This window comes from Bombilactobacillus sp. ESL1097, assembly GCF_058107205.1.
In genome coordinates, this window is sequence record NZ_JBYLUB010000002.1 from 247,808 (window position 1) to 270,486 (window position 22,679).

A 22,679-nucleotide genomic window follows, 5' to 3' on the forward strand; every position below is an offset into this window, starting at 1 on the left:
ATGTTTCAGTATGAATTTATGCAAAATGCGTTTATCGTCGCCACCATCATTTCATTATTATGTGGGATTATTGGCGTTTTTGTGACTGCCAAAAAATTATCTTTCTTAACGCACACGATGTCTGAAATTGGTTTTTCGGGGGCTAGTTTTGGCTTATGGCTCAATTGGAGTCCTTTAAATGGCATGCTCTGTTTTACAGTTTTGAGTGCACTGATTGCGGGTTGCTTTAATAAAACCAAGGCCTTGAAGGGCACCATTATTAGTTTGATTTCCGCTTTTTTTATGGGTCTAGGAGTTTTGTTTTTGTCGATTTCCAAAGCCAGCTCTTCTTATGCCACCAATATTTTATTTGGTAGTATTGTGGGCATCAGTACGCACGATGTACACCAAATTTTACTCATTGCCATTATCGAATGTGTTGTTTTATTGTTGATTTATCGACGGTTAAAATTTGATGCCTTTGATCCAGTCGGGGCTCAAAATAGTGTGCGACTGAGTTGGTTAATTAATTTAGTTTTTTTGGTGATGATGTCGTTAACGATTAGTATTGTGTCGCAAATTGTCGGCTCACTGTTAGTCTTTGCATTATTAACTTTGCCAGCAGCAACGGCGCAATTCTTTGGCAAGTCGGTACACAGTTTAATCATGATAAGCATTGTTTTAGCCTTAATGGGAACGTGGTTGGGTTTAATGCTCGGTTATTGGACCAATTTACCGGTGACCTTTTTTATTACTACTATTGAAACCATCTTGTATCTGGGCGCCGCTTTGTATCATAAAGTAGTGCGTAATTAAATTGAACGGTCAAGAAAGAGGTAGGGACAATAAAATTAATGTTCAGGGTGAACATTAGTTAATTAAACGATTTGTGTCCCAGCCGCTTTCTTTTTTTATGGTTAAAATTATGATTTAGTTCGTACTTGCCAATGACGGTAAATTTTCATGCCGACATAAAGGGGAACGCCTAAGAGTAATGCACCTAAGCCTAACAATAGTTGGTGATGAGGGACTCGCGTTAGTAACCAGCAACTAACGCCAATAGCCAGTAAGGGAATAAAGGGTCCACCTTTTAATTTAAACTGTTGAGCGGTTAAGGTTTTGGTTTTAGCAAAAACTAAAACGGCCAGACAAGTTGGCAGATATTGAGCAAAACGCGAAACGGCACTAATTTGTGCCAACAAGTTGAAGGATCCTTGCCAAGTAATGATTAAAGTCAAGGCAGTGCCAATTATGATGGCCAACACTGGCGCTTGGTGATGGTTGCGCCAATTTAACCAATGTGGCAGGCTACCATCAGCTGCTAAAGCAACGGCCGCGCGCGGTGTGACAAAACTCGAAGTGATTAGAACCCCGAGCATAGACAGCAGAGTCCCACTAGCCATTACGGCTTGTCCCCACGAACCGGTAACTTGGTGTGCAGCTTGTTGTAGCGGTACGGCAACTTGGGATAATTGAGCTCCCAAAATGCCCGTAGCCACGATTTGAATGAGTAAATAAATACTAGTAACGCAACCGATCACGACGATAATAGCCCGCGGTAAATTCTTTTGGACGTGCTGCATCTCTCCAGCAGCTAAGACCATACTTTCAAAGCCGGTACAGGCATAAAACATGGTCACTGCTGCTGGCGCAAAATTTTGCATGAGCTTTTGTGAAGCGGGCCATTGAGTGTGCAAATTAGTCCCGTGGATAAAAAAGCTACCCACGACAATAAAAAGGATTAAGGGGATTAATTTAGCTAATGAACTACAATTAATCAACATTTTGGAAACTTTCACACCGCCAATGTTTAATAAAGCTAAAGTGATAATCAGGAGGGTAACAATAATCTTTGGGTGCAAAATAGTGGGAAAGATTGCTTGAAGTTCGGTGGCTAAAGCAGCACCCATAGTTGCTTGAGCAATAATGCAAATGGCCCAAGTCATAAAGCCGACTTCAAACCCCACAAAATTGCCAAAGGCACTTTTGGCATACAAATAAGCGCCGCCATCTTCATGAAAGTAAGTCGCCGCTTGGGCGAAACAAAGGGCAAGACTGATGACTAAAAAGGCGTCAAAAATAATGACTAAAAAGCTACCATTGCCGACCAAATGAGCGATTTGTTGTGGCAGTAGAAAAATTCCAGAACCAATGATGCCATTAACGCCAAGTAAAACAATACTGAAAAATCCTAATTTGTGTTGTTGCATGGGGCCACATTCCTCTCAATTATTATTGTCATAAGTTGAGTATAACGAAGTGCATTAGTTTCAGTTAGGATTTTGATTGGTCAAAATAAGTTTAAAACTTGGATTGATGAAATGATTGCTAGTTAGATAATTAATTATTTGTTTTAACTGCACAGCAATTTCTGCTGTTTTGTATTAAAATAAATCTAGAGCTTTCATTATTTTGTAGGAATTTAATTGAAGGAACTTAATTTAATGAAGAAAAAAAATTCATCGCATTTTTCTAAGCGTCATTTTCAAACTTCCATTTTACCTAAATTAACTCCTGAACAAGCAGCGGCTGCCAACGATCACCCTGATACCAGTTCTACTTCTGACAATGCCTCAGAATTGGTAACAGCTCAGAGTATTTACCGCATGTCCAGTTTGGTTTATAGTGCTGATTATCAGCCCTTTCAAATTAAAACTGCACGGACAGTGCGGCAAGAATTATTAGCTAAGGATTGGAGTGAACAGGCGATTGCGGGAGTATTAGGCAATATGTCTGTTGTCAGCCAGTTGCAAGTTAATCTGCAAAATCAAGGTTATGGTTTGTTGCAGTGGACCAAATTAGCGGAACTAGCGGGTTGGTGTCAGCACCAGCACTTGGATTATCAAACGGTTGTAGGGCAGTGTGCCTTTTTAAATTACGAATTACAAATCAGTCAACATTTTCAACCATCAACCATTTATGAAATGACGGGGGTGCAATATATTCAAAGTACTGCCAAACCAGAAGTTTTAGCGGAGGTTTTTGCAAAGAGCTATCGGGGAGTGGCGCCTACTTTGCAACTGCAACGTGGGACACAAGCTCAGTATTGGTATCATTATTTACAACAACCTCAAAACGAAACAGCAGCTGTTCCACGTAATTATACGGTCAATCAAGTTACTCCGATTCGCTTGCAACCTGATGAAGATGGCATGATTGTAGGTGAGTACGCGGCTGGTGAAACAATTAATTATGTTAATACGGAACAAATTGCCGGCCAAACTTGGCTGGTTTATTACAATCCCCGGGGGCAAAAGTGTTATGTATTAATCCCCAGTCAAGCAGCAGCTAATCAAACACCAGTGCAACATGAACCACCACGTCACGCCTATACTTTATTAAAGAAGACGATTGTCTACGATCAGCCCGAAATTACGGCCAAAAAAATTGGAACGCTAGCGGCAGGCAAAGTCATTCATTATGAAAAACAACTCACGAATAGTGCGGGTGATTGGTTAGCTTATCGTTCCGCGTCAAAAGATTTGCGTTACTTATTAATTGCATCGAAACGCATCATTAATACTAGCGGCGAATACCATATTTTAAAAGCGATCCCAGTTTATGATCAACCCAATTCGCAGGCGGATACGATTGGTCAATTGCCGGAACATACGCTGATTAAATATCAACGCAAATTTTATCAAAATGATCATTGGTGGTTAGAATATCGCAGTGCTTCGGGGAATCTCTGCTATTTATTATTACCTGAACCAACGGCAGATACGAATGTTTTGCAAACCTATGTGGTGCAGACTTTATCGAGTATTCATCTAACGCCGAGTTTGCAAAGCAAGATTTTAGGTCATTATAATCCTGGCGAAACGGTGCATTATTTTAAAACCGTCAGTGCTGAAGGCTATACGTGGCTAGTGATTAATGCGGCTGATGGTAGTTGGAATTATGTGCCCAAATTAAATTAAATCTACTATATTAATAGAAGCTGAGACAAAAATTAGTAGATTGTTGACAAAAAATAATTATTAAGTTTAGAAGGACAGGAAGAAAAATCTACAATATCTCTAGCATTTTTTGCGGGGACTGTTGCGAAGTCACTTTCATTTTGCTGGATGTGACTTTTTTTGTACAATAAAAAGGATTAATGAGCAGATAGAAATTTTAAAAAAGGTTCGTCCAAATTTGGATGAACCTTTTTTATGTGACTCAAACTATATCTAATAGGATTGCCTTATCACTTGATGAGGTGTTCACATGTGCCAGTACTAATGAGCTGTAAAGTATCGTCTAGGCTAATATCCACCATGTTTTGGACCGCTACATTAGTGTAAAAACCCACGTGAGGGGTGATAATGACATTATCCATGGCCTGCAAGATTTCTAATTGTTTGCTTGGTAATGGTTTGTTACGTAAATCAAAGTTAAAGAATTTTTCTTCACCAGAAACAGCATCCAAAGCAGCACCTGCTAAGCGCTTTTCTTGTAGAGCAGCAATCAAAGCATCGTTGTCAACGACTGGTCCACGGCATTCATTGATTAAATAGGCCGTCGGTTTCATTAATTTGAGCTCGGGAGCATCAATCAAGTCCTCGGAGGTGGGGTTTAAGTCCACATGTAAGCATAATACATCGGCTTCTTGCAGTACTTCTGTTTTCGTTTTGAAAGTTAAAATCGAATCCAACTCATGATTAGGTTTGGTATCATAAGCAATCACCTGAGCGCCCAGCAAATTAAATAATTTTGCGGACGTGCCACCAATCCGACCGGCACCAATAATTCCGATGGTTAAAGTGTGAATCTCTGTTCCTTGTAGACCGGCCCAGCGGTAATCTTGTTGAGCAACTCGTTGATCAACCAACTCTTGCTTCCGAATTAAACGTAAAGTATGGGCGAGCGTTAGCTCAGCGACGGAGCGGGGCGAATAAGCAGGAACGTTGCTGACTTGAAGGCCATTTTGTTTAGCTAATGCTAAATCAATGACATCAACGCCAGCGGTGCGGGTAGTGATTTGCTGAAGGCCCGCGGCCTTCAAAGCGGGATAAACACTGGATTCAATGGGACTGCGTTGTTGAATAACTAAACCATCATAATCTTTCACTAAGTCAATCGTCTCCGGATGGAGTTCTTGATCAGACATTGTCACTTGGACTTCTGGATGGCGTTCTTGCCAATTGTTAATTGCCTTTTTTTCATCGTCACGAACACTCAATAATAAAATTTTCATTAGTTTTCTCCTTTAGCTTGTCGTTGTTGTTGTACATAGTTAGTTAAGTTTTGCATACCCGCTTTGATGGTGTCTAAGCTTGTTGCATAGCTGAAGCGTAAGTAATGTTCACCACCAGGACCAAAATAAGAGCCGGGTACCGCAGCTACGAGTCCATTTTGAGCCAGATCATAAGCAAAGGCTTCATCGTCTTGATTAAGATCGGGCGCAATCTTGGTAAAGACATAAAATGCTCCATTCGGTTGTGCGCAAGTGAAACCTAATTGTTGTAAGTGCTCAATTAAGTAGTCCCGGCGTTTTTGATACTCAACCTTCATAGCTAAAGCGTCATCCAAACCGTTAGACAAGGCTTCGTAAGCGGCATCTTGTGTGACGGTAGCAGTCGTCGTAATTGTGAACTGATGGATCTTGCTCAATTCATCAGTGATTTTTTGCGGCGCAGCCATGATGCCAATCCGCCAGCCGGTCATGGCATGGGACTTCGAAACCCCCGTAATTAAGATCGCTTGCTGTGGCAATTCATTGACGATCGAAGCGTGCTCGTGATCATAATTTAGTTCGCTGTAAATCTCATCAGACAAGACAAAAATTGGTTGATCTTTCAGAACTTCCGCTAAAGCGTGTAGTTCTTCTTGGCTATAAGTTACACCGGAAGGGTTCGCCGGTGAATTTAAGACGAGCATGCGCACGTTGTGATTTTGTGCTAAAGTTTGGCGTAATAAATCCGGAGTTAACTTAAAGCCAGTTGCAGCAGTATTAACGAGGACTGGTTGTCCGCCAGCAATGGTGACATCGGCAATGTAGAGCGGAAAAGTCGGTGTGGGAATGATCACTTGTTCGCCAGGATTTAGTACAGAAACAATAGCTGTATAAATGGCTTCGGTAGCTCCTTCGGTAATAATAATTTCACCCGGTTCAAAGTGTTGTTGGTATTTAGTAGCTAAGAAGTTAACCGCAGCTTGTTGTAGTTCCTTGGTACCGTTAGACGGGGCATAGTGGCTACGATTAGCGTTGATACTGTCAATGGCCGCTTGCTTAATATGTTCCGGAGTATCAAAATCCGGTTCACCTACCGTAAAATTAGTGATGTTGGGAATTTTTTGTGCAAAGGTGGAAAAAGCTAAAATAGCAGATGGTTTCACCTGGGCCAAATTGTGATTTAAATAGTCTGTCATGTCCATTAGGATTCATTCCTCTCTTAATAATGCCAAATAAAAAGCCTAGCAGTTGTTATCTCACTGCTAGACTCAAAAAATTTCAATTTAATTTTGATATCGGCCTAGCAGTTTCAATTTTACCTGCAAGGCCTGATGGGCTAATCTCAAATAAGCCTTCATTTCTCGCGGGTGCGAACAGTTCAGTGTTTGCACTCGCCAGTATTGGAGATTGCAAACACTACCTAAAGAAACGAAAGTTATAATACCAAGTATTCAACTGTTGATAAGTAAATGACTTCATGGTCAAAACTCCTAACTGTTGGAATAAACTTAATTTAATATATTTTGAACAAACTGTCAAGACTTGCTCTCATTTTATTTTAATTTAAAATAAGCACTAGTAATTTTTAGAATCATAAATTTAGCACCACGCAATTTCAAAATAGTTAATTTTAAAAACTGGTATAATGGGTGCTTAGGTCTGTCGACTAATTAAGCTTTTATTTTGGTGCCTATCAAATTTAGCCGCCAAGCAAAAATGAAATTTGACAGACCAGACAATTTAATTTATTCTAAAAATTAATTTTTGATTAAAGGGAAATGGTGAAAATGTCAATTTGGAAAAAAATGACCCAAAAAGCAGATGTACAGCAATATCTCGAGTCTGATCAACAATTCCAAAAAACCATGACGGCTAAAGATTTAATGGCGTTAGGAATTGGGGCGGTAATTGGCACGGGCATCTTTATTATGCCGGGGACAGTTGCCGCAACGCTGAGCGGTCCGGGAGTAATTTTGAGTTTTTTATTGGCCGCGATTGTTTGTGCGACCGCCGCGATGTGCTATGCGGAGTTTGCTTCATCACTGCCAGTGGCTGGTAGTGCTTATTCATATGGCAATATTGTCTTTGGCCAATTTATCGGTTGGGTAATTGGCTGGGCGTTAATTTTGGAATACATGTTAGCAGTTGCGACGGTTTCAGTTGGTTTTTCAGCGTACTTCAATTCCTTCTTGAGTGGTTTTAATATTCATTTGCCGAAAGCCATTTCGGGTGCTTATAATCCGAGTCAAGGAACTTATTTCAATTTAGTAGCCATGATTGTGGTTGTCCTCATTGCTTTGATGTTATCGCACGGAATGCAAACGTCCATGAAGATTAACGATTGGATGGTGGTTATCAAAATTGCCATTATTATTCTGTTTGTTGTTGTGGGTTGTTTTTATGTTAAGCCTAAGAACTGGACACCATTTTTACCATTTGGCACTAACGGTGTCTTGGCGGGAGCTTCCACTGTCTTCTTTGCTTATCTAGGTTTTGATGCAGTCTCGTCCTCAGCACCAGAAGTGAAAAATCCGCAGCGTAATTTGCCGATTGGGATTATCGGGACTTTGATTGTGGCCACAATTTTATACATGGCCGTCTCGACCGTTCTAACAGGAATGTTACCTTACACCAAGTTAAATGTGGCGGATCCTGTGGCTTTTGCTTTACAATTTTTCCACTTGAACGGGGTAGCTGGCATTATCTCCATTGGCGCGATGGCTGGTATGTTTACGATGATGGTGACCATGATTTATAGTAGCTCCCGGTTAGTTTACGCTATCGGGCGCGATGGTTTATTGCCACGCTTTTTAGGTGATGTGAACGAACATCATTTACCCAATCATAGTTTACTAGTAGTCACGATTATTATTGCGGTAATGGGTGGCGTGGTTGATTTGAACCATTTAGCTGAGTTAGTGAACATTGGAACCTTAATTGCCTTCTCCTTTGTTTCCATTGGTATTATTCCGTTAAGAAAACGCAAGGATATTCATAATGATGGCTTTAAGGTACCTTTGTATCCTATTTTGCCTATTATTTCGTTATTACTGTGCCTGTACTTGATGACCAAACTAAAACTAATTACTTGGATTGCTTCTCTAATCTGGTTTGCGATTGGCGTGATCATTTATTTAGGCTATGGCATTCGTCATGGCACAACAGGCGATAATTTGGACAATTAAAAAATTTTAGTTGAGAGTTACCTATTCACTCAAGAGCAAGATAAAAAAAGGAAATGTTCGTAAATTTGTTCAAAATTTACCAGAACATTTCCTTTTTGCTTGTTATGAAGGGCTTTTAGCCAGCAATTGTGCGCACAGCTTATAATTTTTTGTGTTGTTTTAATAACAGTAACAATAAGAGTGACAACAAGATGATAATGCCAATGATTAGTAACCAAGCACTATGTAATTTGGCAAAAGGTAATTCAACGTTCATCCCGTAAAAGCCGGTAACTACCGTAGGGATCGTTAAGGTCAGTGACCAGACGGTTAATAGTTTCATGGTGCTGTTCAGGTTGTTGTTGGCAATGACATTAAAAGTGCTCGAGATTTGTTCGACAACGCCCAATTCGGTTTCCACCATTTGTTGCACCTGTTGACCTTCAACTAAGGCATCAATTAAAGCGGCATTGACGGCTTTGGTTTCATTGATGTGCTTGACAAATTGGGTCTGAGGCAAGCGTTTAATCACACTGACGTCTAAGGAAATGCCACTATAGAATAAACTTAAGGTTTGTTGCAAGAAAGATAACGCGATTAAGTCACTGTTTTTAATCTTTTGGCGTAAGGTATGTGCCAATTGATTTCTTTTTTGGGTAATTTTATGAATGATCGGCACGAAGCTATCCATCAACTTTAAAATAATATTTAAAATTAATTGTTGGGGTTCTAATTGGGGTCGGTTATTAACAACTTGCTGAATTACCTGATCGAAATAAATACTATTGTCTGGATTAAAAGTAAACAAATTTTCGCGGAATAATAACAAACCAACCGGTTGAGTCGTGTATTGTAAATCTTTGGCTTCTAACAATTTGGGAATTTGGATAATAATTAATTGCGTATGATATAACGGATCATAGTCGTAATTGGGATTTTCATCTAAGTCGGTGACGTAATTAATAATATCCGGTTTGATTTGGTAAAATTCTTGGAGTTGCTTACGGTCATCCAGTGTTAAATTTTTGGTAACAATAATATTTAAATTATCAGTCATCGGCGTTGCTTTAATCATATAATTAACCTCGCATGCTTTGATCTGAGTATCCAACTCATTTTAGCACTAAACGAAAGTTTAATTAAGCCGGAGTATGAATTGTCAGTGAGAAGTGGGGGGAAAATAATAGGATTGAACAATGAGCAAATGACTAGTTTTAAAAATTTACAATTGTAGTTTTTAGTGCTATATTACATTTGTAAATTAAAGTTGGAGGTGCAAGTTATGCTACAAGTAATCATTACAATCATCGTCGTAGGTTTAATTGGTTTAATTAGTTGGTGGTTCTTTGCGCAAAGAACCACGTCTAAAGAAACGGCACAAATTAAGGGACAGACCCAGGTTGCTAAAATTAAGGTCGACGGCGGCTTCCAACCCGAAGTAGTCACTTTGCAAAAAGATTTACCAGCACAGCTGGAATTTGTTCGTAAAGATCCGTCCAGCTGTTTAGAAGAAGTGATTTTTAGTGATTGGGGTATTAAGCAACATTTACCGCAAAATCAAACGGTGACGATTCCCATTAATACTGATCAAGCTGGGGAATTTGAGTACTCCTGTGGGATGCAAATGTTTCACGGCAAGATTGTGGTGAAATAAACTGGGGTGAAAAGATGAAGTTGAATCTAAGACAACGCTTTGTGATAGCCGTAGTTTTTTCAATTCCGTTGTTAATTTTGATGCTTCTCATGCTGGGACACATTATGATTGACAGAGCTGACTGGCTTAGCTTTGGTTGCACGACCATTATTTTATTATTTGCGGCGGGGCCTTTTTACCGAAGTGCTTGGGCGGCATTGAAGTTGCACCATGCCAATATGGATACGTTGGTTGCCATCGGGACAGCGACAGCTTATTTATATAGTGTCTATGCGCTTTTAACGAAGCACGCGGTCTTTTTTGAGAGCGCGGCTTTTATCGTGGTCTTTATTTTGTTAGGCCAAGTCTTAGAAGAGCATATGAAACAAAAAGCCGCTAGTGCTGTGGATCAGTTACTCGACTTGCAAGCACCGACAGCTTTGTTACAGCAAAATGGTCACTGGCAAGAAGTGCCGCTAGCCACCTTACAAGTGGGGGACGTGGTTTTAGTTAAGCCGGGAGCCAAGGTCCCTTTAGATGGTCAAATCATTCAAGGAACTTCAACTATAGATGAATCTTTGGTTACGGGTGAAAGTTTACCGATTACTAAAACTGTCGGTGATCAAGTGATTGGGGCCACGATTAATGGCAATAATAGTCTAGAAGTACAAATCCAAAAAGTGGGAGAGCAAACTTTTTTAGCCCAAATTATTGCTTTAGTGAAACAAGCGCAAACTAGCCGGGCACCGATTCAAAAATTAACGGATCGAATTTCCAATGTCTTTGTCCCTGTCGTCTTAATTGTTGCGTTATTGACGTTTTGGGTTTGGAGTGTTGGACTAAAAGCTAGTGTCACGCAAGCTTTAACTTATGCGGTGAGCGTGATTATCGTTGCTTGTCCTTGTGCGTTAGGTTTGGCGACGCCAACGGCATTAATGGTCGGTACTGGTTTAGGCGCTAAAGTGGGTATTTTAATTAAAAACGGTACTGTTTTGGAAGCTGTCAATCGGGTGCAGACCTTAGTTTTTGACAAAACGGGGACGATCACAGAAGGACGGCCCCGTGTCGTTGACGTTTTAGGCAATAACAAGCAAGTATTGCAGTTAGCGGCGGCTTTAGAGAAGCAGTCAGACCATCCACTAGCGCAAGCTATTGTTACCAAAGCCCATCAAGCGCAAATAGCACCCTTAGAAGCGACGGCTATTAAGACATTACCAGGCTTAGGATTGCAGGGTGATGTACAAGATCAAACGGTGTTAGTCGGCAGTGGAGCCTTATTTACTCAAGCCCAAAATCCGTGGTCACAAGAGATCAATCACTTAAAACAAGAAGCCAAAACTTTGGTGTTAGTCGGCACTTCCCAGCAAGTTCAGGGCGTGATTGCGCTACAAGATCCACCAAAAGCCAATGCCCAAGCAGTCTTTCACTGGTTGAAACAACATCATTACCAAACTGTAATGCTGACAGGAGATAATTCCAGTGTTGCCCAAGCTGTTGGTCAGCAAGTAGGAGTGCAAAAAGTGATTGCACAAGTGTTGCCCAAACAAAAAGCGCAAACTATTGCCCAGTTACAAAAGCACAACGCGGTAGCGTTTATTGGTGATGGTATTAATGATGCTCCGGCTTTAACCCAAGCAGATGTAGGGATTGCCATGGGCTCGGGAACGGACGTTGCGATTGCGGCTGGAGGGATTGTGTTATTAAAAAATGACTTGCAAGACGTGGTACGCGCTTTAGTGTTGAGTCAAAAAATCTTTCGGCGGATTAAGGCTAATTTATTTTGGGCCTTTATTTATAATTTGTTAGGCATTCCGATTGCGGCTGGTTGTTTTAGTTTTTGGGGGCTGAGTTTAAGTCCTGTCTTGGCTGGCTTGGCTATGGCTTTAAGCTCGCTATCAGTTGTCACCAGTTCAGTATTGTTAAATTATACGTCTTTAAAATTGCACTTCACTCCTGAGTCTTAATAGAGGCTATTATTAATAGTATATTGAATCGTCGCTTGATAATGGCCACCTGTTAAAGTAGCGGGAACATATTGCAAGGTAAAACCAGCTTGAGAATCAGCCGTTAAATCCCAAGTGAATTTTTGATTGTGAATAGTTTGCTTGCGGGGATTTAACTCGTATTGTTGATCTGTTGTTAAGCTGTGGTGATTGAGCTGCAATTGTAAGGATTGGGACGAAGGTGTAAAGGCAGTAGCAGTAATGAGCACATTCCAATTTTGACCTTGAATCGAACTGGCGTGTAAATCTGTGACACTCACGTTTTGCTGCGGGTGTTGATTAGGCTTTAATTGCTTGGTTAATAAACTACTGTCAGCGATGATCGGACCAAAAGTTAAATCAGCGGGAATCTGGGTCAAGTATAATAAGTTGCCAACTTGGGGAATATAAGTGGCAGCTTGTTTTGTATGTTGGGGATTGTCACTTTGGTATTGGGCAATGAGTTCGTTAGAATGATACGTTTGCTCACTAGCAAGGTGCAACCATTTCCCGGTTTTACCTTGCAGGCTGCCCGCCTGGTCATCTTGCGGTAATGCAGCTAAGTTAGTTTGTGCGTTAGGTAAAAAGTTGTTGTCTGCTCCTAAAGTCAAACTGGCTAAACCTGTATCATTCGCGAAAAAGTCCACTGTAGTCGCTGCCGGATTCATCTTTAAAGTTGCTAAATTTAAGAGTGTGAGCTGGGGATTATTGGTCAAAAAGTCATCAAAATTAGTCACTTGGATCGCTTGCTGAAAGTTACTAGGCAAAGTTAAAGTATCCAGGCCTGTTTGCGCGAACATCCCTGCCATATTCGTGGCTTGAGTGAAATTTAAATGATCTAGGCCGTTGATTTGTTCCAAATGACGGTCGCCACTAAAAAATTGAGAAAAATTGGTAGCTTGACTAGTATTCAGATCACTAGGCAAAGTAACTGCGGTTAATTGGGGCATCTGGGCTAAAAATTGTTGGGTATTATTTAAAGTGACATTTTGCCCGAAATGAACTTGTGTCACATTATAACTTTGCGGACTCCAAGGTGGCATTCCCGCGTATTGGCCCACAGCATTATCGCGAATATAGAGAGTTTGATCTTTGATATACCACCAATTATTAGGACTCAGAACTTGTGCGGTGGCTTGTGGGGTAGCAGTTGCGTTTTGATTCAGCAACACTTGAGCAGTATTAGGTACACCATAGTAAGTGTTTTGATCAGTGCCGACGCTACTGGGAAAATCATCGAGAGCTTGCTTAGGATCAAGTTGCCCGTAAATTTTGAGTACATACTTGTTATCGTAAAAATAATTGGCTTGGCTGGGGTCGGTGAGATTTTGTAAAGCTGTGGGATCAGCGGTGGCCATAATTTGATTATGAGGACCAAAAGTTAAGTGAAATAGTTTGCCAGCTCCGGAAACGACGTGATCATTTTGGTCCACCACGCGAGTATTTTGTTGATCGATGATTAAATGGGAGTTTAATTGATCTTGAATTTGGAAACTGTTATAAGCTTTGGCGACCGTAGTCGCATTGGGAATATTTTGTTGCACACGATAAAGTGCATTGTTGGGCGCACTAAAGTCACTTGCAGTGAGCCCAGTTTTGGTGGGTTTGGGTGGCGCATAAGAAAATAAATTTTGATTAGTATAATCAATCCCGACTGAAGCCCGTTCTTCATTACCTGTGGGATCAGCAAAACTGTAAGTGAAACTGGTACTGGGGGTGGCGCGGTAGCGCAAAGTTAACGGATTATCCATTTTGCCCGCTTTTTCCTGACTCATGAATTGATAGGCTTGCCCAGCTAGATGGCGGTAGCCGAAAGTGGAGTTAGCCGGATAATAAAGTTGGTCTTGCTGATTATCTAAGGCATCACTATCAATATTTAAAACTTTAGCTTTATTAATGCCTAAAAAGTTCCAATAGCCTTGAACGTTGACCAACTGATTGGTGCCAGTTTTATAAAAACGGATTTGATTAGTAGCTGACCAACCGATTCCGCGGGCTCTGAGATGAACATTCAAAAAATCATTGGCGGCAATTCCAATTGCGCCATAACGTTCGCTGCTAGTACCCGGCAAGTTAAAAGTTGAATGAATTTTCAAATCTAAAGCTTGACCTTGAAAAGTTCCAACGTGACTAAAGGTAGTCGTGGCGCCAATTTTAGTGGCCTGATTTTGAGCAGTTAATTTCAAATATGGCTTGCCATTCATTTGAGGATCATTGAATACTTCAGAAATTTGGGCATCAGTATCGGAATCGGCGGTAAAATCAGTTTGTGTTTGTTGGGTAAAGGTGGGACGAAAAGTATAAGTATCATCAGCAATAGGCGCACTGGTTGGTGAAACTTCGTGTGCGTTGTTGAGCTTAGCTAACGGTTGAAAGTCTGGCGGGAGTTGTGTTAAATCATTATCCGAAAAATCAACTTGATTAGGATCTTCTTCACCAATGCTATCGGCTAAAATGGTGTTGGGATGACTGATGAGACAAAAGCAGGTACTAATAAATTCTAGCCAAAATAACCAATGTTTGAAACGTCGCATAAGAAGATCTCCTTTATCCAAAGCCGTCTGCCAGTTAAACAAGACTGACCGCTAACAAGCCAGCGTCATCGCGGCCAACAGCAATCACTAATAGTTCAAACCTTGATCTCCTTTTCAGACCTTATGCTAGTACAATTAAAACGATAAATATAATTTTTAGCTCAAAAAATAATTAAAAAAGATAGTTATTTGCTATTGTATAGCTAAAATCCAGCATTTTAGACATTTTATTAAAAATAGTTATTATAATTTTGAGATGCATCTTGAAAATTATAGAAAGGAATCGTCAAGATGAAAAAAAGTTACAATTTAGCAGTAGAAGCGACGATTGATGTGATTGGTGGTAAATGGAAACCCGTTATTTTATGTCATTTGGGCATGGGACCACTACGAACGGGTGAACTACGGCGGAAAATTCCGCAAATTTCACAACGAATATTGACGAAACAATTGCGAGAGTTGGAAGCAGATCAGATAATTGAACGCTGTTCTTATGATCAAGTACCCCCTAAGGTGAAGTATTGTTTAACTGCTGAAGGCAAAAGTTTGCGGACCATTTTGTTGGCGATGTCAGATTGGGGAGAAAAGCTAATTCAACGGCAAATTCAGGCAGGACAAGAGATTGAATTACTGCATCCAGAGCCGACCGGGTTTGAAAAAATGTAAAAAATGATAGGAACAAAAAAGTGCCTACTTGTTTTAACTAAAACTGCTTGCATAATGAGAGATGTGAATATGTAGGAGGTTAATGATGACAGAACATTTATTTTTACAACCAATGGACTTGAAGCCTGGGGTAACGATTCAAAATCGCATTGTCATGGCGCCAATGACAACGAAATCTAGTTTTTATGATGGTTCCGTGTCGAATGATGAAATTGAATATTACCGGCAACGTTCAGGAGCAGGAATGGTCATTACCGCAGTTGCAAATGTTAATGACTTGGGTAAAGGTTTTGAAGGTGAATTATCGGTCGCTGATGATCGCTTCATCCCTGGTTTACAACAACTAGCAAGTGCCATTAAAGCCAAAGGTTCGAAAGCAATTTTGCAGATTTTTAGTGCTGGGCGGATGACTAATAGTAAGATTTTGCGGGGTCAACAACCAGTCAGTGCTAGTGCCATCGCTGCCACGCGCAGTGATTCGCAAGTGCCACGGGCTTTAAGTGAAGCAGAAATTGATACGGTGATTAAAGACTTTGGTGCGGCTACACGGCGCGCCATTCAAGCAGGCTTTGATGGTGTGGAATTACACGGTGCGAATACTTATCTACTACAACAATTCTTTTCACCACATTCTAATCGGCGTCAAGATCATTGGGGTGGTTCGTTAGCTAAGCGTATGAATTTTCCTCTAGCAGTGATCCAAGAAGTTCGGCAAGTAATTGAACGTTATGGTAATGAGCAATTTATTTTGGGTTATCGCATTTCGCCGGAAGAAATTGAAAAACCTGGTATTCAAATTGCTGATACATTGCAGTTGATTGATCAACTGGCCCAACAACCAATTGATTATATTCATACTTCGATGGGTAATTATCAACGAACGTCTTTAAATGATACTGCGGATTTAGAGCCATTGAACCAAAAGATTTTGCAGGTGCTTAATGGGCGCAAGCCGTTAATTGAAGTGGGATCGATTGCGACACCGCAAGATGCTGATCAAGCTTTAGCGAGTGGCGCGAGTTTTGCGGCGCTCGGTCGAGAATTAATTCGGGAACCATTATGGCTAGATAAAGTGCAGTTAGGTGAAGAACAGAATATTCGCTATCAACTAGACCCAGCAGAAATGGATGAACTCAAGATTCCGCGCGGTTTGCAACGCTCCTTGTTAACAGAATTTTTACAGGTGATTGATTTTACTGATCAAACGGCGGCTAATGATTATTTACATCATCCAGCTCCGATGGAAGGTTTAGGACGTAAATAAATTAAAGACTAAAAAAGAGATTGGAATAACCAACCGCAGATTTGTCATGAGACAAACTTGCATTTTGGTAATTGCAATCTCTTTTATTTTGACATACGTTTAATTCCATTTAGGAATCAATATCTTTCGGTGTGACTTTACTCCGACCATCCGCGGCAGCTTTTTGAATAGCACGGATAATATCACTATCGCTAGCCGCTTTTTCTTGAATGCCTTGGGAACTTAATTCTTGACGAGCTTTTTGAATATCAGCTGCGGTGATTTGTTTACCGTTAGCTGTTTTATTTTTAACGATATCAGTTTCGCCGGGAGCTGCACTATTATTAGCCTGTTGGTTATTAGCGTTAGAAGAATTGGCATGACTAGCTGAATTGGTATTCTGATTGTTGTTTGTGGTTGTTGCGCCAGTCTTTTGTTGCAGTTTTTGTGAGCTATTTAATAAAATTTCAACAGTTTGCTTATACAGATCACTATAATACTTTTGGTGAAATTCGTTGGTTTTTAACAATTTAACTGCTTGTTGGTAGGCATCATTAAATTGATTGTGATCATTAGCTTGCTCGATTTGTTCGAGTTGTTGATTAAAACTTTGGCGCTTGGCTTGCACATGCTTAATCTTGGTCAATTGCTTTTGAGCGATGGTGTGCAATTTTTGTGAGCCAGCGTCAATTTGTTTGGCCTTGGTTAAGGCGTTTTTGGCGTCTGCAAAATGATAATTAGTTTGGTAGCTTTGGGCCAGCTTGAGATAATGAGCTTGGCGTTGCTTGGTATTAGCTTGTTTATCACCTTTTTTGACAGCACCGGCGGCCTGATAGTAGGCATCAGCTGCAGCGTAATTGTGCTGTTGAACGGCGTGATCAGCTTTAGTCATCAAATTGTGATAGGCTGGCTGACTATTGGTGCTATTATCTTTGGTTTGACAGCCAGTTAAGGTTAAAATACTAGCGCTTAGAATTAAAGCCGACGTTAAATATTTTTTCATGATATGAACCTCCGATAAGCACATTATACCATGTTTTAGTAGACGGCTGAAAAACTAGCTAAGGTTGAAAATTAGCAGTGATGTTGGCGGCAGTCGAGAATCCAATTTTTTGATTATGGGAAAAATTTTCAGATTTCCCACATAATCTTGCACGCAAATAAATTGTGCTTGGTATAATAAAGAGACTAAGGTTAAAAATTCAAAGGATTGGGACACTAAAAAAAGCAAATATTCGTTTCAATTGACGGAAAAGCCTTTTTGTCTCAGTTTCAGTTAGCTGGGGATGGTGTCGTGACTTTGAGCTTTTGCCATAGTGAAAAACTGTAATGGAGGACCAATTAATGACACAAGGTCAAGCAGTCGTGAAGTATTTAGATTTAAAACGTCAAGAATTATTGCCGGCCAAAACTTTGCAAGGTGAAGTCGGAACGGTGATTGAATATGAAATCCCGCAAATTGAAGGCTATTTGTACTTTTCCAAATTAGAGTTAGATGTTGAAGCGGATCAACAACCAGTCTTTATTGCCGATCAAGTGCAAGAAATTGAACTACGCTATCAAACAGTGGAACAGTTTCAAGAGATGGTTCATGTTTCGAAATTACGCACCCGTAAAATGAGCAATAAATTGGAAGTGTTGGGCGAGCTAGGTGATAGTGTCCCGGTGGTCGATGAAAATAACCATCCGTTATTAGGCACCACGGCTTGGTCGAAGATGTATCTAAATTATTTGCGCCAAAAGCAAGTTGGCGATACCACTTTGTATAACATTGGCAGTGACCAATGGTTGCGAGCTAGTGATGTAGAGTTGCGTCCAGAAATTGAAGAAGACTATGGTCCCAGTGAACAGCAAATTAACGCCACTGCCACGGTAAATATTCCAGATAATATGCAAGTGACGTTATGGCAAATTGATGAAAATCAGTCGGTGGCTAATCATTTGCCAGAGCAATTATTGGATAATGGCACGGAGTTGCAAATTGATCGGCAAATCCAAATAGGCCAAGATTTGTTCTATCATATTGTTGATAGCGCCTGGATTAAAGCCAATCGGGTTGTCTTAAAATAATGAATACAACCGTAACGATAACTACCACTAAAAGTAAAGGGTTCATCAACTGGTGGATCGGTTTACTATATCTAGTTTTAGGGCTAGTTTTTAGTTATATTTATTTTCGGTACCGCAAATTTATTTGGGGCGACGATTTTAGTTTTCATATGGCACGCTTGAGTGAATTGTTACAAGTGAAGCTCACGCAATTTCCCTACCTAGCGACTCATACTTTTGGGCAAACCGGTAATTTGGTGAATCTATTTTACCCAGCGCAGTTATTGTATCCGCTAGTGATTTTGATTAAATTAACCCATCATCCGGTCTTGGCGCTTTATGTATACGTGGGACTCTGTAATTTATTGAGCTTAATTTTGTGTGATTTTGCGGCTTATAAGGTCACTAAAAAACGCTTAGTTAGCGTCAGTTTTGCCATTTTGTATACTTTTTCTTTTTACCGCATGCAAGTGTTGTATACGCGCTTTGACTTGGGCGAATTTTTGGCAACGATGTTTGTGCCCCTCGCTTTTGCCAGCTTTTATTGTATCGCTTGGCAACAAGGTGGCAAGAAAGCTCTAATTTTGGCAATGGTGGGTTTAATATTTAGCCATGTCTTGACCACGTTGTTAGTCATCGTGAGTTTGGTTGTTTGGTATGTCGGACTAGTAATCCGGCGTACGCTTGGTTGGGCACAAACCAAAACTTATCTCAAGGCGACGCTATGGACTTTGGGGCTAAGCGTTTGGTATTGGGGACCATTTATCCAGCATTATTTAATGACCCCCAGTGGTTTAAAAGCCACGCAAGTAGCTCCTGCCCAAATGAAGGCTTATTCTTGGGAAACGCAAAAAGTGGCCTTATGGCATAATTTAACCTTTCCGGCTCATACCGCGGGTCCTGTTATTTTCGGCCTGAGTTTGCTACTACTGCTGTATCTAATTGTGCGTTGGCGCCAATTATCCCGCGCTTGGAAAGTGATTTTTGCATTAAGCTTAGTGAGCTTTTGGCTAACGACGCCGAGCTTTCCTTGGTTCTTATTTAAAAATTCGGTGATTAATACGTTGCAATTTCCTTTTCGCTTGAATTTATTTTATACTCTCGGCATTACTTGGTGTACCGCACAAGCATGTGGACAAATCACGGCCCGTAACGGGCGCTTAGTGATGACTGCGTTGGTGTTGCTACTCAGTTGTGGTGCCACTTTAAATTCTATGCAAAAAGTAGTTAATTACCGTTTTAATTGGGATAAAATTAATTTAACGGATGCTAATTTTGCTCAGTACGCTGACAATCCAATTCCGAATGATTATTATCCTAAATCCGCACAAAGGGTCATTAAGATGTTACCTTGGGGGCAAGGATACGTGAATGATCAGAAAAAGTTATTTCACCCAGTTGGTGGGTTAAATCAATTAACGTATCATTTTCAAACGAAACCGAAAACTGCACAAGTACAATTACCGCTAATTTATTATGGACCATTGTATCAAGTGCGACTTAACCAGCATTTGGTGCCTGCGTATGGTTCAACACACGGATTATTGACAGTCCAGACCACTAGACGCACTAATCAAGTGACAGTAACTTATCAACCAACTAAAGTTGACCGGTGGAGCTTTAAAGTCTCATGTTTAGTATTATTGATTTTTGTAATGGTTAATTGTATTCATATTGATGTGACAAGAGATCGCCAGTAACGACAGCTGCGCGAGAAAGCTAGCTAATCCACTATTATAATGGTGGAATCAAACAATAATTTTCATCAATAAAAAAAGTCTACTTATTGAAGTAGGCTTTTTTATTGATGAAAATTTCGAGTTAGAAACCAAAATTATGAAGCTATAAGATAACTACCTTTTACATTATAGAATAAATTTTACAAAAAGGAAATTCTTTTGACTAATTTGGTTCCGTTTTTATTTGGTGAAACGTTATTAATAGTGTAGCAAGTAATTACCGGCCGGTAACCACTGCTATTAATAGGGAGGAGAATTAATATGGCAGAACAACGTAATTGGCAAGATAGTAGTCTCGTTTTTAACTTAAGTAATGGTGATCAACAATTCAAACAAAATTTAACGAATGTGATTGCTGATCCGAGTGATGACCAAATCGCAACCGTCGGTCGGGCGTTAGCGGCCTTAAATCCAGGGGCAAGTTTAATTGATGCCGCTTTAACAGTCCATTCGCAATTAATTTTTGATCAGGCAAATTAGGAGGTTAGCAGATGAAAGCATTAAAAATGAATTTCACTACCCAAGAAGGTAAGATTGTTTCTTTGACTTTGAAGAATGTGGCCCAAGATTTGACTTCACAAGTTGTGTTAAGTCAAATGCAACAGATTGCCCAAGCACAGTTATGTCAAAAAGATGGTGTGGATCTTTACCATCAACCGGCGACGGCTGAATATGTCGAAACAATCGAAACACCGTTGTTTTAAATCAATAAGTTTAAACTGAACGCTTTGCAAAAGAAAAAATTTGCAAAGCGTTTTTTTATGTAATCGATAATAAATATTTTAAATTCACAGTTAAAATGAGTATAATTAAAAGCATTGTACCTAAATTTTATAGAAGAAAGGAAGAATCGTATGGATTTACATTTACCTTTAACCGAAATCATCTTGCGGTTACTGCTAGCAGTGCTTTGTGCGGGGTTAATTGGTTATAATCGCCAGCAAAAAAATCATTCCGCTGGTGTGCGAACGCATATTTTAGTTTGTGTTGGGGCTTGTATAATTGCAATGATGCAAAAAGAGATTGGGTTTAATGCTTTGAACATGGCAGCTAGATATCCGCATTATGCGGGCGTGTTACGCGCTGATGATGCGCGTTTGATTGCGCAGGTAGTTAGTGGGGTTGGTTTTTTAGGTGCTGGGACAATTTTGGTGCATCATCATACAGTACGTGGTTTAACCACTGCAGCTAGTTTGTGGACGGTTGCTGGTTTAGGCTTGGCAATTGGAATGGGGAATTATGATATTGCCATTGCGGGCACGATTGTGGTCTTTATTGTGTTAGGCTTTTTAAAACGTGTTTTGCATATTACACCCGTTAAGAAAATTATGATACAGTATCATCACAAGAAAGAAACCAAAGAGTTTATTCAGGAGTATTTTAATCAGCATAATATTACGGTGCGTGATGTTAATTTTAACGTGCAACAAGCAGATGCTGACGAGCACATTTACACTAATGTATATGAGATTGAAATTCCTAGTAAAATGAATTATTCTGATATCATTGAAGATATTTCAATGAATTCTAATGTAATGTCAATCAAAACAATTAGTGTTTAACAAGTAATAGGAAATTTTGCAAAAAGGTAGTTGAAAAATCAGGAATCTAAGAACAATTTAGCTAATAGTAGTGTTTAGCTAGATACTTGGTGGATTCGACAACTGGATGAAAGTAGTTACTAGTCCAGTTGAATGCTGAATGGGAAGCAATCTGTTGGCAATTAAGGGGATTATAGAGTAAATGAGGACACAAGATCGGCGTGTGGAATATACAAAAAAAGCAATTGAAACGTCGTTAATTGAACTATTACAACATAGTGATTTAATGACAATTACTGTGAAGAAGTTATGTGAAAAAGCGGGCATCAATCGTTCAACTTTTTACATATATTATCGCAATACTAGCGAAGTGTTGGAAGCAATGGAACAAGAGATGATTGCGATCATTGATAACTTTATTCAAACGCAATTAGTGGATAATCATAATCAACCGTTAACAATGTATGACTATTACGTGCGCTTTTTTAATTATATCAAGCGTTACCCGAAGCGCAGTTTGATCTTGATCAATTCTAGCGTTTCAGAAAAATTTGAAAGGGATTTAGCACGCTTGGCGAACCAGATTAGTAGCTTGCAGGGCAATGAGTTAAGCAATTTTCAAGTGACTTATATCATCTTTGGCACATTAGCGGCGGTGAAGATGTGGTTTAAAGAAGATATGCAAACGCCAGTGGAGCAATTAAGTAAAGAATTAGCGCAATTAGGTCATGATTAGTTAGCTGAATGAACGTTTCTTATTTAAATAAAAAATAAATTAAAATTAATTAACAAGATATGTGTTTGTTGCATTTGTCACAATTTTTTGAGTTGGATTTTGAATTTAATTGTGCTAATGTAAAAAGCGCGTATCTTTTTTTGTTTATTTGCCGATAAACAAATGGAATTTTCCAATCGTTAAACAATGAAAAGTCAGTTTTAACGTAATTTATTTTTGTCAATTGTTTGAAATAGTTTTTGCTTAATTGGGGAG

General features: G+C 39.8%; 19 protein-coding genes. 13 read left to right on the forward strand and 6 right to left on the reverse strand.

Going from position 1 to position 22,679, the window contains the following annotated elements:
* A complete protein-coding gene (locus tag AC3B6D_RS05335; protein WP_489756697.1) occupies positions 1 to 795 on the forward strand; it encodes a metal ABC transporter permease in 795 nt (264 codons plus the stop codon).
* 107 nt (positions 796 to 902) lie between these two features.
* Here the strand turns inward: AC3B6D_RS05335 and AC3B6D_RS05340 are convergent, their stop codons facing one another.
* Positions 903 to 2,189: an APC family permease gene (locus AC3B6D_RS05340; RefSeq protein WP_489769475.1), complete on the reverse strand. Its 1,287-nt coding sequence runs from the start codon at positions 2,187 to 2,189 to the stop codon at positions 903 to 905.
* A 234-nt stretch (positions 2,190 to 2,423) separates the two neighbouring features.
* On the opposite strand from AC3B6D_RS05340, the gene AC3B6D_RS05345 reads away from it, so the two are divergent.
* Positions 2,424 to 3,899, forward strand: coding sequence for a phage tail tip lysozyme (locus tag AC3B6D_RS05345; RefSeq protein WP_489769476.1), 1,476 nt, complete (start codon positions 2,424 to 2,426; stop codon positions 3,897 to 3,899).
* A gap of 269 nt (positions 3,900 to 4,168) precedes the next feature.
* On the opposite strand, the gene AC3B6D_RS05350 is transcribed toward AC3B6D_RS05345, so the two are convergent.
* Complete coding sequence (locus AC3B6D_RS05350) at positions 4,169 to 5,158, reverse strand: D-2-hydroxyacid dehydrogenase (protein WP_489756694.1); 990 nt, start codon at positions 5,156 to 5,158, stop codon at positions 4,169 to 4,171.
* The gene (locus tag AC3B6D_RS05355; protein ID WP_489775101.1) at positions 5,158 to 6,339 is read right to left on the reverse strand and encodes an aminotransferase class I/II-fold pyridoxal phosphate-dependent enzyme; all 1,182 of its coding nucleotides are present in this window, start codon (positions 6,337 to 6,339) and stop codon (positions 5,158 to 5,160) included. The genes AC3B6D_RS05350 and AC3B6D_RS05355 overlap by 1 nt, the downstream gene beginning before the upstream one ends.
* 585 nt (positions 6,340 to 6,924) lie before the next feature.
* Between AC3B6D_RS05355 and AC3B6D_RS05360 the strand changes: the two genes are divergently transcribed.
* Complete coding sequence (locus tag AC3B6D_RS05360; RefSeq protein ID WP_489756692.1) at positions 6,925 to 8,322, forward strand: amino acid permease; 1,398 nt, start codon at positions 6,925 to 6,927, stop codon at positions 8,320 to 8,322.
* 139 nt (positions 8,323 to 8,461) lie between these two features.
* Here the strand turns inward: AC3B6D_RS05360 and AC3B6D_RS05365 are convergent, their stop codons facing one another.
* Positions 8,462 to 9,376, reverse strand: coding sequence for a magnesium transporter CorA family protein (locus AC3B6D_RS05365; protein ID WP_489756691.1), 915 nt, complete (start codon positions 9,374 to 9,376; stop codon positions 8,462 to 8,464).
* A 207-nt stretch (positions 9,377 to 9,583) separates the two neighbouring features.
* Between AC3B6D_RS05365 and AC3B6D_RS05370 the strand changes: the two genes are divergently transcribed.
* Positions 9,584 to 9,955 (forward strand): cupredoxin domain-containing protein, encoded by a 372-nt coding sequence (locus AC3B6D_RS05370; RefSeq protein WP_489775102.1) that lies wholly within the window; start codon positions 9,584 to 9,586, stop codon positions 9,953 to 9,955.
* 20 nt (positions 9,956 to 9,975) lie between these two features.
* On the forward strand, positions 9,976 to 11,898 hold the full coding sequence (locus AC3B6D_RS05375; protein WP_489775312.1) for a copper-translocating P-type ATPase: 1,923 nt from the start codon (positions 9,976 to 9,978) through the stop codon (positions 11,896 to 11,898).
* Here AC3B6D_RS05375 and AC3B6D_RS05380 read toward each other — a convergent pair.
* Positions 11,895 to 14,450, reverse strand: a complete 2,556-nt coding sequence (locus tag AC3B6D_RS05380) for a hypothetical protein (protein WP_489775103.1) — start codon at positions 14,448 to 14,450, stop codon at positions 11,895 to 11,897. The two genes, AC3B6D_RS05375 and AC3B6D_RS05380, sit on opposite strands and share 4 nt — an antisense overlap.
* A 291-nt stretch (positions 14,451 to 14,741) precedes the next feature.
* Here AC3B6D_RS05380 and AC3B6D_RS05385 point away from each other — a divergent pair, with 291 nt between their 5' ends.
* Positions 14,742 to 15,116: a winged helix-turn-helix transcriptional regulator gene (locus AC3B6D_RS05385; protein ID WP_489756688.1), complete on the forward strand. Its 375-nt coding sequence runs from the start codon at positions 14,742 to 14,744 to the stop codon at positions 15,114 to 15,116.
* Positions 15,117 to 15,201: 85 nt separating this feature from the next.
* Positions 15,202 to 16,380 (forward strand): NADH-dependent flavin oxidoreductase, encoded by a 1,179-nt coding sequence (locus AC3B6D_RS05390; protein ID WP_489775104.1) that lies wholly within the window; start codon positions 15,202 to 15,204, stop codon positions 16,378 to 16,380.
* Between the two features lie 109 nt (positions 16,381 to 16,489).
* Here AC3B6D_RS05390 and AC3B6D_RS05395 read toward each other — a convergent pair whose 3' ends face one another.
* Positions 16,490 to 17,362 (reverse strand): hypothetical protein, encoded by an 873-nt coding sequence (locus AC3B6D_RS05395; RefSeq protein ID WP_489756686.1) that lies wholly within the window; start codon positions 17,360 to 17,362, stop codon positions 16,490 to 16,492.
* Between the two features lie 341 nt (positions 17,363 to 17,703).
* Here AC3B6D_RS05395 and AC3B6D_RS05400 point away from each other — a divergent pair, with 341 nt between their 5' ends.
* From AC3B6D_RS05400 to AC3B6D_RS05425, 6 genes are all read left to right on the forward strand, one after another.
* A complete protein-coding gene (locus AC3B6D_RS05400; protein ID WP_489775105.1) occupies positions 17,704 to 18,429 on the forward strand; it encodes a MucBP domain-containing protein in 726 nt (241 codons plus the stop codon).
* On the forward strand, positions 18,429 to 20,108 hold the full coding sequence (locus AC3B6D_RS05405; RefSeq protein WP_489775106.1) for a hypothetical protein: 1,680 nt from the start codon (positions 18,429 to 18,431) through the stop codon (positions 20,106 to 20,108). The genes AC3B6D_RS05400 and AC3B6D_RS05405 overlap by 1 nt, the downstream gene beginning before the upstream one ends.
* A gap of 300 nt (positions 20,109 to 20,408) precedes the next feature.
* On the forward strand, positions 20,409 to 20,627 hold the full coding sequence (locus AC3B6D_RS05410) for a DUF1659 domain-containing protein (RefSeq protein ID WP_489756683.1): 219 nt from the start codon (positions 20,409 to 20,411) through the stop codon (positions 20,625 to 20,627).
* An 11-nt stretch (positions 20,628 to 20,638) separates the two neighbouring features.
* Positions 20,639 to 20,851, forward strand: coding sequence for a DUF2922 domain-containing protein (locus AC3B6D_RS05415; RefSeq protein ID WP_489775107.1), 213 nt, complete (start codon positions 20,639 to 20,641; stop codon positions 20,849 to 20,851).
* Between the two features lie 150 nt (positions 20,852 to 21,001).
* The gene (locus tag AC3B6D_RS05420; RefSeq protein ID WP_489756681.1) at positions 21,002 to 21,709 is read left to right on the forward strand and encodes an MgtC/SapB family protein; all 708 of its coding nucleotides are present in this window, start codon (positions 21,002 to 21,004) and stop codon (positions 21,707 to 21,709) included.
* 181 nt (positions 21,710 to 21,890) lie between these two features.
* Complete coding sequence (locus AC3B6D_RS05425; RefSeq protein WP_489756680.1) at positions 21,891 to 22,424, forward strand: TetR/AcrR family transcriptional regulator; 534 nt, start codon at positions 21,891 to 21,893, stop codon at positions 22,422 to 22,424.
* Positions 22,425 to 22,679 lie beyond the last annotated feature (255 nt).

What these genes read in the sequence shown, in the direction of transcription:
- AC3B6D_RS05335 (WP_489756697.1), top strand. Translation starts at nt 1, where the DNA reads ATGTTTCAGTATGAATTTATGCAAAATGCGTTTATCGTCGCCACCATC.
- AC3B6D_RS05340 (WP_489769475.1), bottom strand. Translation starts at nt 2,189, where the DNA reads ATGCAACAACACAAATTAGGATTTTTCAGTATTGTTTTACTTGGCGTT.
- AC3B6D_RS05345 (WP_489769476.1), top strand. Translation starts at nt 2,424, where the DNA reads ATGAAGAAAAAAAATTCATCGCATTTTTCTAAGCGTCATTTTCAAACT.
- AC3B6D_RS05350 (WP_489756694.1), bottom strand. Translation starts at nt 5,158, where the DNA reads ATGAAAATTTTATTATTGAGTGTTCGTGACGATGAAAAAAAGGCAATT.
- AC3B6D_RS05355 (WP_489775101.1), bottom strand. Translation starts at nt 6,339, where the DNA reads ATGGACATGACAGACTATTTAAATCACAATTTGGCCCAGGTGAAACCA.
- AC3B6D_RS05360 (WP_489756692.1), top strand. Translation starts at nt 6,925, where the DNA reads ATGTCAATTTGGAAAAAAATGACCCAAAAAGCAGATGTACAGCAATAT.
- AC3B6D_RS05365 (WP_489756691.1), bottom strand. Translation starts at nt 9,376, where the DNA reads ATGATTAAAGCAACGCCGATGACTGATAATTTAAATATTATTGTTACC.
- AC3B6D_RS05370 (WP_489775102.1), top strand. Translation starts at nt 9,584, where the DNA reads ATGCTACAAGTAATCATTACAATCATCGTCGTAGGTTTAATTGGTTTA.
- AC3B6D_RS05380 (WP_489775103.1), bottom strand. Translation starts at nt 14,450, where the DNA reads ATGCGACGTTTCAAACATTGGTTATTTTGGCTAGAATTTATTAGTACC.
- AC3B6D_RS05385 (WP_489756688.1), top strand. Translation starts at nt 14,742, where the DNA reads ATGAAAAAAAGTTACAATTTAGCAGTAGAAGCGACGATTGATGTGATT.
- AC3B6D_RS05390 (WP_489775104.1), top strand. Translation starts at nt 15,202, where the DNA reads ATGACAGAACATTTATTTTTACAACCAATGGACTTGAAGCCTGGGGTA.
- AC3B6D_RS05395 (WP_489756686.1), bottom strand. Translation starts at nt 17,362, where the DNA reads ATGAAAAAATATTTAACGTCGGCTTTAATTCTAAGCGCTAGTATTTTA.
- AC3B6D_RS05400 (WP_489775105.1), top strand. Translation starts at nt 17,704, where the DNA reads ATGACACAAGGTCAAGCAGTCGTGAAGTATTTAGATTTAAAACGTCAA.
- AC3B6D_RS05405 (WP_489775106.1), top strand. Translation starts at nt 18,429, where the DNA reads ATGAATACAACCGTAACGATAACTACCACTAAAAGTAAAGGGTTCATC.
- AC3B6D_RS05410 (WP_489756683.1), top strand. Translation starts at nt 20,409, where the DNA reads ATGGCAGAACAACGTAATTGGCAAGATAGTAGTCTCGTTTTTAACTTA.
- AC3B6D_RS05415 (WP_489775107.1), top strand. Translation starts at nt 20,639, where the DNA reads ATGAAAGCATTAAAAATGAATTTCACTACCCAAGAAGGTAAGATTGTT.
- AC3B6D_RS05420 (WP_489756681.1), top strand. Translation starts at nt 21,002, where the DNA reads ATGGATTTACATTTACCTTTAACCGAAATCATCTTGCGGTTACTGCTA.
- AC3B6D_RS05425 (WP_489756680.1), top strand. Translation starts at nt 21,891, where the DNA reads ATGAGGACACAAGATCGGCGTGTGGAATATACAAAAAAAGCAATTGAA.